Below are 13,911 nucleotides of genomic sequence, written 5' to 3' on the forward strand. Positions count from 1 at the left end.
GAGTGAGTTGGGTCTTAGGCGTTCTGCTGTTGAAGGTATTGTGTACGTCCGGTGTGTCCGGCTTGTTTGAATTCTCGGACAGTGTTTTCGGGTTCTCCGGAACGAACGAGTGCTTCTCCGACGAGGACGGCTTGTGCCCCGTGTAATGCGTAGTCTGTAACATCTTGGGCTGTGGAGACACCAGATTCTGCGATGATGACAGCGTCTTGAGGGAGTAGTTGGGCTAGTTCTGCAAAGTGTGAGTTGTTGACTTCTAAAGTTTTGAGGTTTCGTACATTAACACCGATGATGTGGGCTCCTAGTGTTTTGGCGCGCTCAATTTCTTCTGGTGTGTGTGTTTCGATGAGTGCTCTCATCCCTAGTTTATGGGTGAGTTCTAGAAATTCTTTGAGTGTTTGGTCATCCAGTGCTGCGACGATGAGGAGGATGAGGTCAGCGCCGTAGGCTCGTGCTTCCCAAATCTGGTATTCGTCGATGATGAAGTCTTTGCGTAGTATGGGGATATTAACGTGTTCGCGTACTGTTTTGAGGTCGTTGAGTGTTCCTTTGAAGCGTCGTTGTTCAGTAAGAACGGAGATGATACTAGCTCCCCCACGTTCATAGGCTTGTGCGAGGGCGGCGGGGTCGTGGATTTCTCCGAGTTCTCCTTTAGAGGGAGAGGCTCTTTTGACTTCTGCGATGACGTTAAAGGTGTTGGTGGGGCGTAGATAGTTTAGCGCTTCTAGTGCAGGTTTTTGGTTTTGGGCTTGGCGTTGTATCTGCTCTAACGGGGTATGTTTTATGCGTTCTTTGAGGTCTTCACGTACACCTGTGATGATGTTTTCTAAGACTGTTGCCATGCCAGTGTTCCTTCATCAGAAAAAAGAATAGTTGTTGGTTGGTGATAGTAATTCCTATGAAATAAGCGTCCCGCCGAGGGCGAGACGCTTATATAAGAGGTCATATACGGAACTTTTAGTGTCCGGTGTATTTAGTCTTTGCCCCACCTTGGCCGTAGCCTGCAGCTTTGAGAGCCCAACCGACGAATGCGCCGAGGACGATTACTCCAAGACCAAGCCAGAAAAAGAATGGATGTCCAAAGTCAAAGCCTAGTGCAGAGATGAGTGCACCGAGAATCATCACAGAGAACATTCCCCATGAAGCAACGGTATTTCCGTGGTTGGGGTATGGGATCTCTGGTGAAAGCACGATCTGCTCTTTAGCCATTGTTTCTCCTTGTACGTGTGTGTTCCTCTTTGCGGAGGAAATAAACCTATTGATGATTCTAGTCGATAGTGTCAATAACAGCTTAGATTTATGCGCTATGTTGCGTGGTTTTACCCTCTACTCTTAGCTTTCTCTTAGCTTTTTTGCCGTGGGGTCAATCCCAGCACTGAGAGAATCCCAAGTATCAATGTCGTCTATTTCGTCAGTGACGGGTTGGGTTGTTCTATCGTATTTTCTTTTCTTCGGCCAATGTGCCAGTGCTAGGAACAGGTATAGTCCAAGAAGGGTAATGAGGATTGCGCCAAGACAAGACACCCAGGGCCAGAAGGTGATGGTGTAATCTGCTGCGACCTGCGATAGTCCGGTAGCTTTTCCTACTGGTGTTGTCGAAGCAGAAGTAGGGTCCAGGAGTACTGAAATGATGGATGCGCACATTCCAATACCAGTCAGGGACAGTAAGATGGCGACGATACGCGCAATTCGTGTAGAGGCTAAACGAATGACGAGCATGCCGGCTAAAGCTACGAGGGAGAGGGAACTTACGGCGGGGGCTGCCTCTGAACCGGCAACCTGCACTATTGAAGCAATCAGTGCGGTGTTGATGCGAATGTCAATCCAGCTAGGTAAGGTTGCGCCGAAGGTGATACCTGCACATATGAGCGTTAGAAATGTTGTTTTAGCGAGGTTTAAACGAGTGTATAAAGAAGTCAGCATAGGTGATCTCTCAGTTATCTAGCTGTTGAGCTCGTGTAGAGAGTCTTTTCATTCCAGCTGCTAACGCAACGGCGCGCAAAGGTGCTGCTGCTTTATGACAGGTTTCTTGTTCTTCAGATGATGGGTCAGAGTCTAGAACGAGTCCTGCTCCTGCTTGTATATAGGCGCGTGTGCCTTTGAGTAAAGCGGTGCGAATAGCAATGGCCATGTCCATGTTGCCAGCAAAATCAAAATATCCGCACACTCCCCCATACACTCCACGGCTTTGAGGCTCGTATTGGTCAATCAGTTGCATAGCACGTGGTTTGGGAGCGCCTGAAAGTGTACCTGCGGGGAACGTTGCGCGAAGAACATCATAGGCGTCGTAGTCTTCTCCTTTTTGTGCAGTGACGGTAGAGGAGATATGCATAATGTGGCTGAAACGTTCAATCTCCATGAACTGTTCTACAGCTACTGATCCGGGTACTGCTACACGGGAGAGGTCGTTGCGTGCTAAGTCAACGAGCATGAGGTGTTCTGAGCGTTCTTTATGGTCTGCAAGGAGTTCTTCGCTGAGTTTGAAGTCTTCTTCGCGGTTTGCGCCACGTGGACGTGAACCAGCGATGGGGTGTGTCGATATAACACCGTCTTTGAGGGTTACTAGCGCTTCTGGTGATGAACCAACAATATGGAAAGGTTGCCCTTCGGTGTCTTCAAAGTTGAATAGGTACATGTATGCCGAGGGGTTAGATTGGCGTAGCATCCGGTAGACGTCTAGTGGTTCTGCATGGTTCTCTACGGTGAATCGACGTGAAAGAACGAGTTGGAATACGTCGCCATCGATAATGTTTTGGCGGGATTGTTCTACGACGTTGAGGAATTCTTCTGTTGTCATAGAGCATTGAGTTCGGGCGAGCGTATGTTCAACGTTATTGGTGCCATATAGTTCAGATACGGTTGAACGTTCTAAAGGTTGTGAAAGTTTATCAAGCATACGGTGGACGCGTTCGACAGCGTCTTCGTAGGCTTGTTCAACGTTATCGTCGGTACCGTTGAAGTTAATGGCGTTGGCAATCAGGGTTACGGTACCGTCAGTGTTATCGTGTATTGCCATGTCTGAGACAAGGTTAAGGGCGAATTCAGGTAGTTGAATGTCGTCTTGTGGTCGGTGTGGGAGGTTTTCCCAGTGCCGTACGACGTCCCACCCAAGATAGCCGACCAGTCCGCTGGTGAGTGGGGGAAGATGGTCAAAACGTTCGGTATGTAATGTTTTGAGGGTTTTTTGGATGGCTTCGACAGGGTCTCCGTCAGTTGGTGCTCCTGCTGGTGTTTCACCTTGCCAAAATACTTTTCCTTCAGATGTGGTTAGGGTTGCGCGCGAATGAGCACCGATAAATGAGTAGCGTGACCATTGAGCATTTTCTGCTGCTGATTCAAGTAAGAATGTTCCAGGTTGTGCTTTTCCTTCACGTAGCACCAAAGCACGGTAAAGGCCGATAGGTGTTAGTGAATCTGCCAGAATCTTAGTGTAGACAGGGATAACACGACGAGTCTTCGCTAACGTTTGAAATTGTTCAAAGCTGGGGGAAATAATGCCCATATCTTGCATATGCGGTGAAGTCCTCTGCGTTGGTTTTAGCTGGAAGATGCTGTATCGCTATTGTAAGTCTTTTGAAGGTCTTAGCAGAACCCTTCAACATAGCTTATTATTGTGTGGCCGGTGTTGGCAGGACGGTTGCAGGAAGTTCTCCCCCTGTTAAAAAACACGTCCGTTGTCCTGTATGGCAGGCTGCTTCTATCTGGTCAACTTGTAGAAGGAGAGCATCTTTATCGCAGTCTACTGATACTGACTTAACATATTGGTAGTGTCCTGAGGTGTCACCTTTGCGCCAGTATTGTTGGCGAGAGCGAGACCAGAACGTCACCCGTCCTTCGTTCAGGGTCCGTCGTAAAGCTTCTTGGTTCATCCACCCCAACATCAGTACTTCGCCGGTGTCATATTGTTGGATAATTGCGGCAATGAGACCTTGATCGTTATAGCTTAGGTCCGCTATATATTCTTCAGGTACATTTTTTTCAGATGAGTATGAGCTGTCCATCATTCAGTTTTCCTAACCTCATTTTTTAGCGAACATCATATCCAGCATCTCGAATCGCATCTTTAACTTCAGCGATGCTCACCTCACCAAAATGGAAGATGGACGCCGCAAGAACAGCATTTGCACCAGCTTCAATTGCCGGTGGGAAATGCTCCGGTGCACCAGCCCCACCAGAAGCAATGAGCGGAAGTTTTGTCACAGATCGAACAGCTTGAATCATAGGAATGTCAAAGCCTGTTTTCGTTCCGTCAGCGTCAATAGAGTTCAATAAGATTTCTCCAACACCACGTTTTTCAGCTTCGGCAACCCATTCTAAGGCGTCAATTCCGGTACTTGTTTTACCACCGTGAGTGGTAATTTCGTATCCAGAAGGAGTGTTTTCAGATTGTTTAGCATCTACTGATAAGACAAGCACCTGAGAGCCGAAACGTTCAGAAATGTCGTTGATAAGGTGAGGGTTGTTGATGGCTGCAGTATTGATAGACACTTTATCTGCACCGGTCCGCAGGAGCTTATCGACGTCGTCTACGCTTCGGACTCCCCCGCCAACGGTCAGCGGAATAAAAACAGTTTCTGCTGTTTTTTGTACAACGTCAAATGTTGTTTCTCTATCGGCAGTTGAGGCCGTAACATCTAAGAATGTGAGTTCATCGGCACCTGCTTCATTATATTGGGCGCCTAATTCGACGGGGTCGCCAGCATCGCGTAGCCCCTCAAAGTTAACCCCTTTAACCACTCGTCCTTGATCGACGTCAAGACATGGAATCACGCGAATAGCAACGCCCATAGAATTATTTGTTCCTTTACCTTGTTCTGTTACCTACTATGAAGGGTTGAAGCTTTCAGCTTACGAAGAAGAGCGTCCTCAACATTGTGTAGGGTGGGTTAGAGACGTGCCGCCTGTACCGGAGAGACGAGAATAGCGCGCGCACCAATATCGTATAGCTGGTCCATGATGTTATTGGTTTCTTGACGCAAAACCATAGATCGCACAGCAACCCACCCTTCTCGTTCAAGAGGCGAGATAGTCGGGGCTTCTAAACCTGGTGTGAGAGCGGATGCTTGCGGTAATAATGCTTCAGGGATGTCATAGTCGACAAGAGCATATTGGCGTGCAATGAGAACTCCACGAAGACGGCTAATGAGCCGTTCAAGTCCGTGTGTATCTTCAACTTCTTGACGGCGAATCAGTAAAGCTTCGCTGTGCATCAGCGGTTCACCAAAAGGTTCAAGACCAGCGGCCCTCATAGTGTTTCCTGTTTCAACAACATCTGCGATAGCGTCAGCTACACCTAACCGAATTGAAGATTCGATGGCTCCATCCAAACGGATTATGTTAGCTTCAATACCTTGTTCGTGTAGATATTGACGAACAAGCTGAGCGTAAGACGTTGCGATACGCTTACCAGCAAGTTCTTGAATATTCTGGAATTGTCCTTGTGGCCCAGCAAAACGGAATGTTGATTTTGCAAAGTCGAGGGCAAGACTCTCAATCGCTGATGCTTGAGAATCTTGTAGTAGGTCACGTCCGGTAATACCGACGTCGAGGGTTCCTTTACCGACGTACACTGCAATATCGCGAGGTCGTAGGTAGAAAAATTCAATGTGATGTTCTTGGTCAACGATGACGAGTTCTCTGCTGTCACGACGTTGCAGGTAGCCGGCTTCTTTGAGCATACGGCTCGCCGCTTCAGATAAAGATCCTTTATTGGGTACAGCTACACGTAACATGGAACATCCTTATGAATGGTTTTAGAGGTATTTATAGACATCTTCGAGGGTGAGGCCTTTGGCAATCATCATCACCTGAAGGTGATAAATCAGCTGAGATGCTTCTTCTGCAAATTCTGCATCGCTTTGGTACTCGGCAGCCATCCACACTTCAGCAGCTTCTTCAACAATTTTTTTGCCAATACCATGCACACCACGGTCTAACTCTTCAACGGTTTTAGAGCCTTCTGGGCGCATACGAGCTTTTTCGGTGAGTTCAGCAAAGAGAGATTCAAAGTTTTTCACCTTTCCCACTCTAAGACAGTTTGTCTCAGAAGAGGCGCACCCGCGACTATAGAACAGTATGATGACCATTACTATTTTATTCACATCAGAACTAGGCAGTTTTCTGATGTGGTTACTTTGTCATAAGAGTTGAGGGTGGTAGCTTCCAACGCTGTGGAAGCGACCACCCTCAACCTCTAAAAGTATAGAACGAGCAAGTTCTTGACTTTAGGTGCGGATTCTATCGACAGTTGGGTCAGGAAATTGTGTTTCCAACGCGATTTGAGCTGCTTCACGGTTGCGAGCGCGCCACCAAACGAAGAATCCCATGAGAGTGAATCCACCGTAAAAGACATACATGAGCGCTGTTGCGTAGTATCCGGCAGACCAAAGAAGTGGGACACCGACGATGTCTACGGCTACCCAGATGAGCCAGAATTCAACCCATCCTTTGGCCATACCATAGGTGGCAAGGAGGGAACCTGTGAAGATCCATGCATCAGACCACACGGGTTCGTATGAGCCTAGTGCCCTAAAGATAGGGGTAAGGGCTGCTGTCCCTGCAAGCATACCAATGATAAGCAGAGTACGTTCTTTTGCTGTCGCCCAGGTGGGGATGACAGCAGAAGAGCCGTTGTCTTTTGATGTTTTCCACCGGTACCATCCCCAGATAGAGACGATGATGAACATGACTTGTCGTCCGGCTTGTCCTAGCATGTTGATGGTGTTGATGGAGCCGAAGAATGTTCCAAGGAATACGGTAAAGAGTAAGAGATTACCCGCTATTCCAACCGGCCATGCCCAGACTTTACGGCGCATACCGCCCAAGGCTGAGGCTAGACCAAAAATGTTACCGAGGACTTCGCGCACTAGAAGCGTTTGATCGCCAATGTGAAGTTGTGCGTCGAAGAGCCACCGCAGAAAATCCATGTTTTTCCCTTTCGCGGAGGCTCCGGGAAGAACAAAGCGGGGTTTACCTCGTATCGAATACGCCATTGATGTGATGAGGGCGTATTTACATAGAGTTCTTGTAGAGGCACTTTGGATATAGGAGTGTCTCTACGCCGTTTTGCTCGTGCTACCTTCCATCCAGACTGTACTGTCGGTATTGGAATTTCACCAATCAGGCTTATCTCAAAAATGATCTTTGAGGTAAGTTAGCGGACTATCACCGCCGGTTCGGATTTTCACCGGGTCCCGGAGCACGATGTTGTTATTGCGCCTTCGATTATTGCACAGTTTCGCTAGGAAAAACATCCGCAACTCACACGATGTTAGATATTTATCATCTGGCGTCATATTAATTTATGTATCGTCATTTTGATGTTGTCTGCATAAATCTTCGATGGCTATTTGCACGGCTTGATAGTTGATACGAGCACGTAGCGCGTCTTCTCTAAACCCGTGCTGTTGAAAAACGTCGAGCGCTGTTTTTGCGTGAACAACAGCCACGTGAGGAGCACCAGTACTATATTCTGCGATAGCTAGCCCTTCGTAGCAGGTTCCGACCTCCCAATACGACTGGTATCGTTCAAAGATTTCGAGAGCTTCTGTGTAGAGCAGTTTTGAAGCGTCGTAGTCTCCGCTCAGTTTTTCAAGGAAAGCAAGCTGCATCAACGCTATAGCTTGTGTATGTTCCACAGCTTCTCGTGGCACTTGATAATACAACCCAATTGCTCGATGAAAATGACGTCGCGCTTGGTCGAGTTCTTGTCGATGTGCCAGCATATTAGCTAAGGTGTGCGCGTTACGTCCTGCTTCTTCAAAATATTTGATATTTTCAAAGTCGTCGATAACTTGACGGTAGCATTGTTCAGCTTGTTCTGTTTGTTCGCAACCTAAATAGATGAGTGCAAGACTCTGACGTTGAGAGGCAACTTTTTCTTGCCGCCCTAGTAGGTCAAAGAGGCTAATAGCTCGTTGAGCAAAAGGTAAAGCGAATTCGTACATGTTGTTATTGCCGTAGGCTGCAGCTAGGGCTGAGCAACAGGTGGCTTCGCCTTCTTGATCTGTTAGTTGGACAAAATCGTTGAGAGCGTTTTCAAAGCAGAGAATTGCTTTTGGATAATCTTGTATGCGGAAGAATCTTTGTCCGTTATGGTATTTTTCCCAGGCGTAACCTAAAGGGGTATGTGCTGCTCGTCGTGCGCCGCGTTTTCCCACTGGAGAACTCCTGCCTCTGTTGTCATCTCTGAGCTGGTTCCTAGCACCCTCAAGAAATAAGGATAACCATATTTTATGGTTAGGGTAACCTGTTTTCAAGACGTGAAAGAGTCCAATATCTTTTGAGGACAACAATCGCTCAAGAGTTGTTCAAGTCATAACATGCCCTATCGACGCGTCCCAAGGGCTATACGGTACGAGCTTTCTCTCGTAGAGCACTAATAGCAGCGGACAGGTCTTCTGCCCCGAAGACAGAAGAACCAGCAACAAAAGTATCAGCGCCAGCTTCTGCCGCGCGCACAATCGTTTCTTCGGTAATACCACCATCAACTTGTAAACGCAGCTGAGCACCAGAACCGGCAATTGCTTCTGCCGCTCGACGAATCTTAGGAAGCGTGACCTCTAAGAACGCCTGCCCACCAAAACCAGGTTCAACCGTCATTATCAGCAACATATCTAGCTCGCTCAACATATCCAGATACGGCTCAACTGCGGTAGCCGGACGTAACGCCATACCAGTTTGTGCCCCTTCTGCGCGCAAAGAACGAGCTAAGCGAATAGGCGCTTGAGCGGCTTCAGCATGAAAGGTAACAGATTCACAACCCATCTGCGCGTATTCTGGCGCCCACCGGTCAGCATCTTCAATCATGAGGTGTACATCAAACGGCAACGGTGAAACCTCACGAAGACGTTTAACGACAGCAGGACCCCAGCTAAGGTTCGGAACAAAATGATTATCCATCACATCAACGTGAACAGCGTCTGCTGAGCTAATACGCTGTAAGTCACGTTCAAAGTTCGCAAAATCTGCACTCAAAATAGAGGGGTGAATATGACAGTCCATGGTTCTTTCTTCCGTTCCAAAAGCTCTGAGCGTTCTCTGAAAAACGCCTTCAACACTACTCTATCCCACACCAGCGAGAAGCATTTTTCCGAAACTCCTGCAGCTCATCGAAGCAATGCACAAACTCGGTGTCTTCTCCCACCACAAAAGATTTTCCAGCACCTTCAGGAATAGCACCGAGCACGGGGCACCCTAAACGCACCAAAAAATCAAGGTTACTTCGATGTATCTCTGTTGGAGATGACGGCATAGCCCCAATCAAAACCCCCGCCACGTTAAGCGAACGAACACGAAGATACTCATAGGTCAAAAGTGTGTGGTTAAGAGTTCCCAGCCCAATACGTGCCACAATTACGGCACAAGAATCATGAACATCTTCAGCTATCAAGGACATTAAATCAGCTTGATGCCCCCACCCTCTCGAATTCACGGCAGTGCCAATATCAACACTTACTCCCCCAGAACCCTCAACAATCACCACATCATAGCTATCTCGCAGTTGATGAATTGTTTTTGCGTACTCATCGAGAGAAGGCAAAACGCAACCATTTTTTTCTGCTGCCGCCACAGGAGCCATCGCATCAGGTAGACGCACCCCCTCATAGGAATCAGCACCACTAAGATACGCTGCTAGTTGAGCATCTGCCGGCATATTGGGCTGAACCCCCGTTTGAGCAGGCTTATAGACTGCTACAGTTTTACCATGAGCAATGAGCGCAGCCGCGCAAGCTGCTGTAGCGATAGTCTTACCAACATCTGTATCAGTACCCACAATATGCACGACAGAACACTCATACCAAGGTCGGTGTCGTTCATCATTCACATGTTCTAGTAACTCAAACATTATTCTTACTCTCCGTGCACCTCTGCAACAGATTCAACGAGGGCACGACCAATATGCTGTACCTCTTCTTCCGTAGCAATATAAGGAGGCATCGTGTAAACCAAATTACGGAAAGGTCGCACCCACACGCCTCTCCGAAGAGCTGCCTGTGTAAGCTCAAAAATACGAACATCCTCGTAAAGTTCAATCACGCCGATACCGCCAAGGACTCTCACATCACGCACAGATGTTAAAGATTGTGCTGGCGCTAAAGAACAGTTAAGGGCTTGTTCAAGGCGAGGAAGGCTCTGCTCCCAACACGACAGTGGGTATCCTTCAAGAGCTCCCGTCAACAAATCTAAGGAAGCACAAGAAGCGGCACTTGCTAACGGGTTACCCATAAAGGTTGGCCCATGCAAAAGAGCACGATGTTCAGAATCACTAATTGTTGAAGCGACGTTAGTGCTCACGAGCACTGCTGCTTGAGTCAGATACCCTCCGGTGAGTGCTTTACCGACGGTCATAACATCGGGAACAATATCGCTCCATTCGGTAGCGAAAAATTTTCCAGTGCGTCCAAAACCTGTTGCAATCTCATCAAAAATGAGAAGGAGCTCATAACGGTCGGCAAGCTCACGCAAAGTATTCAACGTATGGGGGTGGTAAAAGTGCATGCCACCTGCCCCTTGAACAATAGGTTCAACCACAATAGCCGCTAAAGAATCATGTTCTTTGGCGATGATAGCTTCCGTCGTTTTCTGCCAATTATGCTGAGATTGTTCGTTGACGGACCATTGTTGCTGCGCGTTATCGTAAGTTGCGCTAGGAGGTCGTGGCGCAAAGAGCTGTTCTGGGATAAACCCTCTGAACTCACTGTGCATACCTCCGATAGGGTCGCATACGCTCATTGCACCGATAGTGTCCCCATGATATCCGCCTTCTAGAGCAAGAAAACGGTTTTTGGTGGGGCGTCCTAACGCACGCTGATATTGCACAGCAAGTTTGAGCGCCACTTCTACCGACACAGACCCAGAATCAGCTAAGAAAACGTGGTTGAGTTCCCCTGGTGCAAGACGAACAAGACGTTCTGCAAGATTAATTGCAGGCTCGTGTGTTAGACCGCCAAACATCACATGAGAAAATTTTTCTATTTGTTCTCTCAATGCCTGGTTTAATGCTGGATGAGAGTAGCCGTGAACTTGACACCACCATGAACTCATCGCATCAAGAGCGGTATGAGTAAAGCCCTCTTCGTCTTGTAGTTGCAGTTGAGTACCTTGGGCAGATAACACTCCGTAGAGAGGTTTAGTCTCTAACGGGGCGTAAGGGTGCCAAAGCATTCCACGATCGCGATGAGCCAGAATATTCTTCAGATTATTGGCACTGTTCTCGGTATCAGAAGTATTATTGAACACTGTTCAATTCTGCCTTGATAGCACACTCAAAACAAGCACGACAACCGAAAAGATACCCAAAATACCCCTGAGAGAACCCTGCCAGCTCAAGTCAGAGAAAAGAAAATCTATTTCTTCTGAAAGAGAGCAAAGAACATCGCATCCGTTCCATGCACATGAGGCCACAGCTGAGCGGTTGTTGCCGTAGCGCCGCTCCCCTCTACAGCACAACCAACAACACGTTCACCCGAAAGCAAAGATTGCCCTTGAGCATCTGTTAACGCAACCTCAGCTAACGCCTGAGCCGAGTCAAGAAGCTGCACATCGTGAGCACGCAGAATATCCTGAACAATATTACGAGTTTCTGCCATATGAGGAGAACACGTCACATACGCAATCAGCCCACCAGAGCGTGTCTGTTGCACGGCAGCGTCAAAAAGCTGTTTCTGCAATGTCAAAAGTTCCGCTATATCACGGGGACTTTTACGCCATCGTGCCTCTGGGCGACGACGTAAAGCACCAAGCCCTGAACAGGGCACATCAACCATGACACGATCAAAAAGCATACTTGAACGCAGCTGCTCTGGCACATGTGGCTGAGCCTTAAGAGTCTGAGCGATAGCGCGTCCATCTCCAGTAAGCACTCGATACCGTTGAGAATCAAGAGGCTTAAGAGATTTCTCAACAAGAGTTGCTCGATGTGGTGCTGATTCATTAGCAATCAGGACACCACCACGTTCTTGAACCAAAGCACCCAATAGAGCCGCTTTACCGCCAGGCCCTGCACAAAGGTCTAACCACGCCTCATCTTTTCCAGATAATGGAGCCTGCGCTAAAGCACGAGCAACAAGCTGAGATCCAACGTCTTGAGCACGCACTGTACCTTGTCGAACACTCTCTAAACGCCCTAAATCGCCTTGAGAGTAAAGAGCAGAGCCCTCAACAAGTTCACCTTTTTGAGCACCTTTTGCTAAGGCTTCGTCTAAAGAACCTAACTGTGGTAAAGCAACAAGATTCACAACGGGAGCGAGATTATCAGCTTCTAAAAGTTTGGTAATCTCGTGAACGTCACGCCCATGAGCGACTAACGCTTGACGGAAAGCTCGCACAATCCACGTCGGATGCGAATAACTCACCGATAATTGATGCAGTTCATCCTTCGCTTCTGAAACTAAAAGTTCTTCCCATTGTTCTGGAGTTTTTTCGGAGACTCGACGGAGTACCGCATTAATGAAGTGTGCAGGTCCGCTTCCAATTTCGGCACGGGCTAACGCCACGGTAGAGTTCAACGCCGCATGCGCCGGAACACGCATCGCTAATAGCTGGTGCACCCCCATACGCAAACACGTCAGAATCTGAGCGCCTGTTTTTTCTAAAGGGCGGTCTACACAATGAGTTAAAATTGCGTCATAACGACCCTGATAACGCAACGTTCCGTAGGTGAGCTCTGTGGCAAAGCCAGCGTCACGTTGGTCTAGGCGATGTTTACGAATAGTTTGAGGTAGCACAAGGTTAGCGTAAGAATCTGAAAGCGCCACGGAATTAATGACCTCAAACGCTGTTTTTCGTGCGGGGTCTGAGGTGCGACGGCGAGCCCTTGGCGCGCTAGCGGAGAAAGCACGTTCGTGCTGAGCACGTCGGTTACGTTCACGTCCCTGCGCGTTACGGCGGGTTTGACCGCCCCCGCCACGTTTTAATTCAGTGTTTTCTCCTTGACGAGAAGAACGAATTGAGTATTTTTTCTGGCGAGGTTTTTCTGCGCTCATGACAGCACTACTTTCTGTTCGTTGAGAGCTTTTCCAAGTCCACGCGCCCAATCGGCAGCGTTCATCATTTTCTTTCCTGCCGGCTGCACTTGAGTCAGTTCTACACAACCATCAGAACAGCTAACAACAACTTTTTTAGCAAGGACACGTACCGTCCCGTATTCGCCTGCTGCTTTTTCGAGACTAGGTCGAACCATAGCTATTTTAATACGGTTCTGTTCTAGCATGCACCAAGCTCCCGGCTCAGGGATAACACCTCGACATCGTGCAATAATCTCTGCGGTGGTATCCGACCACGTAATTTTTCCATCACTCACATCTAATTTTGCTGCGTGCGTGGGCTGACCTTGCTGAGGCTGCGGAGCAATATTTTGTTCAATCTTCTCAAAAGTTTGGGATAGGAGGGAGCCTCCGCTCAGAGCAAGACGGTGCAGAATATCTGCTGCGGTGTCATCTCCTTGAACACGGGCAGATTCTTGCATGAAAATTGGGCCCGTATCTAACCCCGCTTCAAGGAGGAAAGTACACGAGAAAATTTCATCTTCTCCCGCCATCAAGGCACGTTGAACAGGCGCAGCACCGCGCCACAAAGGAAGATTTGAGAAGTGAAGGTTAACCCACCCATGTTCGAGTGTATCTAGTGCAGATTGAGGAAGTATTGTTCCATAAGCTACTACTGCGGCAACCTGAGGTTTAAGTGCTTGCACTTGCTCTTGAACCTCTAGACTCCAACGATTTGCCTTGATGATGGGAAGCCCTAGCTCTTCGGCTCGACGGGCAACAGGTGAGGGCGTTAGCACACGTTTACGTCCTTGCGGAGCATCTTCTCTGGTCAGCACTCCAACGATTTCGTGCGGTGATGTCAAAAGCCCTTCTAAGGCTGTTACCGCAGTCTCTGGTGTTCCAGCGAATAAAACTTTCATACTCA

General features: G+C 48.2%; 15 protein-coding genes and 1 riboswitch. All 15 genes read right to left on the minus strand.

Annotated elements, in window-relative coordinates; translation table 11 throughout:
* Nucleotides 1-14: 14 nt before the first annotated feature.
* The gene (trpC, locus tag ACN083_RS05380; protein WP_419101809.1) at nucleotides 15-839 is read right to left on the minus strand and encodes an indole-3-glycerol phosphate synthase TrpC; all 825 of its coding nucleotides are present in this window, start codon (nucleotides 837-839) and stop codon (nucleotides 15-17) included.
* Nucleotides 840-954: 115 nt separating this feature from the next.
* Nucleotides 955-1,206: an HGxxPAAW family protein gene (locus ACN083_RS05385; RefSeq protein ID WP_419101810.1), complete on the minus strand. Its 252-nt coding sequence runs from the start codon at nucleotides 1,204-1,206 to the stop codon at nucleotides 955-957.
* Between the two features lie 123 nt (nucleotides 1,207-1,329).
* The gene (locus tag ACN083_RS05390) at nucleotides 1,330-1,920 is read right to left on the minus strand and encodes a Trp biosynthesis-associated membrane protein (protein WP_419101811.1); all 591 of its coding nucleotides are present in this window, start codon (nucleotides 1,918-1,920) and stop codon (nucleotides 1,330-1,332) included.
* A gap of 10 nt (nucleotides 1,921-1,930) precedes the next feature.
* Complete coding sequence (locus ACN083_RS05395) at nucleotides 1,931-3,508, minus strand: anthranilate synthase component I (RefSeq protein ID WP_419101812.1); 1,578 nt, start codon at nucleotides 3,506-3,508, stop codon at nucleotides 1,931-1,933.
* 97 nt (nucleotides 3,509-3,605) lie between these two features.
* The gene (gene hisI, locus ACN083_RS05400; RefSeq protein ID WP_419101940.1) at nucleotides 3,606-3,998 is read right to left on the minus strand and encodes a phosphoribosyl-AMP cyclohydrolase; all 393 of its coding nucleotides are present in this window, start codon (nucleotides 3,996-3,998) and stop codon (nucleotides 3,606-3,608) included.
* Nucleotides 3,999-4,023: 25 nt separating this feature from the next.
* The gene (hisF, locus tag ACN083_RS05405) at nucleotides 4,024-4,785 is read right to left on the minus strand and encodes an imidazole glycerol phosphate synthase subunit HisF (protein ID WP_419101813.1); all 762 of its coding nucleotides are present in this window, start codon (nucleotides 4,783-4,785) and stop codon (nucleotides 4,024-4,026) included.
* A 98-nt stretch (nucleotides 4,786-4,883) separates the two neighbouring features.
* Nucleotides 4,884-5,729: an ATP phosphoribosyltransferase gene (hisG, locus tag ACN083_RS05410; protein ID WP_419101814.1), complete on the minus strand. Its 846-nt coding sequence runs from the start codon at nucleotides 5,727-5,729 to the stop codon at nucleotides 4,884-4,886.
* A gap of 21 nt (nucleotides 5,730-5,750) precedes the next feature.
* Nucleotides 5,751-6,014 (minus strand): phosphoribosyl-ATP diphosphatase, encoded by a 264-nt coding sequence (locus ACN083_RS05415; RefSeq protein WP_419101815.1) that lies wholly within the window; start codon nucleotides 6,012-6,014, stop codon nucleotides 5,751-5,753.
* A gap of 207 nt (nucleotides 6,015-6,221) precedes the next feature.
* Nucleotides 6,222-6,923 (minus strand): nicotinamide riboside transporter PnuC, encoded by a 702-nt coding sequence (gene pnuC / locus ACN083_RS05420; protein ID WP_419101816.1) that lies wholly within the window; start codon nucleotides 6,921-6,923, stop codon nucleotides 6,222-6,224.
* 142 nt (nucleotides 6,924-7,065) lie between these two features.
* A riboswitch (FMN riboswitch) is annotated at nucleotides 7,066-7,202 on the minus strand.
* A 96-nt stretch (nucleotides 7,203-7,298) separates the two neighbouring features.
* On the minus strand, nucleotides 7,299-8,156 hold the full coding sequence (locus tag ACN083_RS05425; RefSeq protein WP_419101817.1) for a tetratricopeptide repeat protein: 858 nt from the start codon (nucleotides 8,154-8,156) through the stop codon (nucleotides 7,299-7,301).
* A gap of 187 nt (nucleotides 8,157-8,343) precedes the next feature.
* Nucleotides 8,344-9,000 carry a ribulose-phosphate 3-epimerase gene (gene rpe / locus ACN083_RS05430; protein WP_419101818.1) on the minus strand — a complete coding sequence of 219 codons (657 nt, stop codon included), beginning with the start codon at nucleotides 8,998-9,000 and terminating at the stop codon, nucleotides 8,344-8,346.
* A gap of 55 nt (nucleotides 9,001-9,055) precedes the next feature.
* Nucleotides 9,056-9,844, minus strand: a complete 789-nt coding sequence (gene bioD, locus ACN083_RS05435) for a dethiobiotin synthase (RefSeq protein ID WP_419101819.1) — start codon at nucleotides 9,842-9,844, stop codon at nucleotides 9,056-9,058.
* Between the two features lie 5 nt (nucleotides 9,845-9,849).
* Complete coding sequence (gene bioA, locus ACN083_RS05440) at nucleotides 9,850-11,238, minus strand: adenosylmethionine--8-amino-7-oxononanoate transaminase (protein ID WP_419101820.1); 1,389 nt, start codon at nucleotides 11,236-11,238, stop codon at nucleotides 9,850-9,852.
* Nucleotides 11,239-11,345: 107 nt separating this feature from the next.
* Nucleotides 11,346-12,983 (minus strand): RsmB/NOP family class I SAM-dependent RNA methyltransferase, encoded by a 1,638-nt coding sequence (locus tag ACN083_RS05445; RefSeq protein ID WP_419101821.1) that lies wholly within the window; start codon nucleotides 12,981-12,983, stop codon nucleotides 11,346-11,348.
* Nucleotides 12,980-13,906, minus strand: a complete 927-nt coding sequence (gene fmt / locus ACN083_RS05450) for a methionyl-tRNA formyltransferase (RefSeq protein WP_419101822.1) — start codon at nucleotides 13,904-13,906, stop codon at nucleotides 12,980-12,982. Before fmt ends, ACN083_RS05445 begins: the two co-directional genes overlap by 4 nt.
* Nucleotides 13,907-13,911 lie beyond the last annotated feature (5 nt).

This window comes from Rothia sp. CCM 9418 (assembly GCF_048512825.1).
Taxonomy (GTDB): Bacteria; Actinomycetota; Actinomycetes; order Actinomycetales; family Micrococcaceae; genus Rothia.

Bases quoted from the DNA above. Each gene is read 5' to 3' on its own strand.
- bioD (WP_419101819.1), bottom strand. From the start codon at position 9,844: ATGTTTGAGTTACTAGAACATGTGAATGATGAACGACACCGACCTTGG.
- ACN083_RS05385 (WP_419101810.1), bottom strand. From the start codon at position 1,206: ATGGCTAAAGAGCAGATCGTGCTTTCACCAGAGATCCCATACCCCAAC.
- pnuC (WP_419101816.1), bottom strand. From the start codon at position 6,923: ATGGATTTTCTGCGGTGGCTCTTCGACGCACAACTTCACATTGGCGAT.
- rpe (WP_419101818.1), bottom strand. From the start codon at position 9,000: ATGGACTGTCATATTCACCCCTCTATTTTGAGTGCAGATTTTGCGAAC.
- hisI (WP_419101940.1), bottom strand. From the start codon at position 3,998: ATGGACAGCTCATACTCATCTGAAAAAAATGTACCTGAAGAATATATA.
- ACN083_RS05445 (WP_419101821.1), bottom strand. From the start codon at position 12,983: ATGAGCGCAGAAAAACCTCGCCAGAAAAAATACTCAATTCGTTCTTCT.
- ACN083_RS05390 (WP_419101811.1), bottom strand. From the start codon at position 1,920: ATGCTGACTTCTTTATACACTCGTTTAAACCTCGCTAAAACAACATTT.
- hisG (WP_419101814.1), bottom strand. From the start codon at position 5,729: ATGTTACGTGTAGCTGTACCCAATAAAGGATCTTTATCTGAAGCGGCG.
- ACN083_RS05395 (WP_419101812.1), bottom strand. From the start codon at position 3,508: ATGCAAGATATGGGCATTATTTCCCCCAGCTTTGAACAATTTCAAACG.
- fmt (WP_419101822.1), bottom strand. From the start codon at position 13,906: ATGAAAGTTTTATTCGCTGGAACACCAGAGACTGCGGTAACAGCCTTA.
- trpC (WP_419101809.1), bottom strand. From the start codon at position 839: ATGGCAACAGTCTTAGAAAACATCATCACAGGTGTACGTGAAGACCTC.
- hisF (WP_419101813.1), bottom strand. From the start codon at position 4,785: ATGGGCGTTGCTATTCGCGTGATTCCATGTCTTGACGTCGATCAAGGA.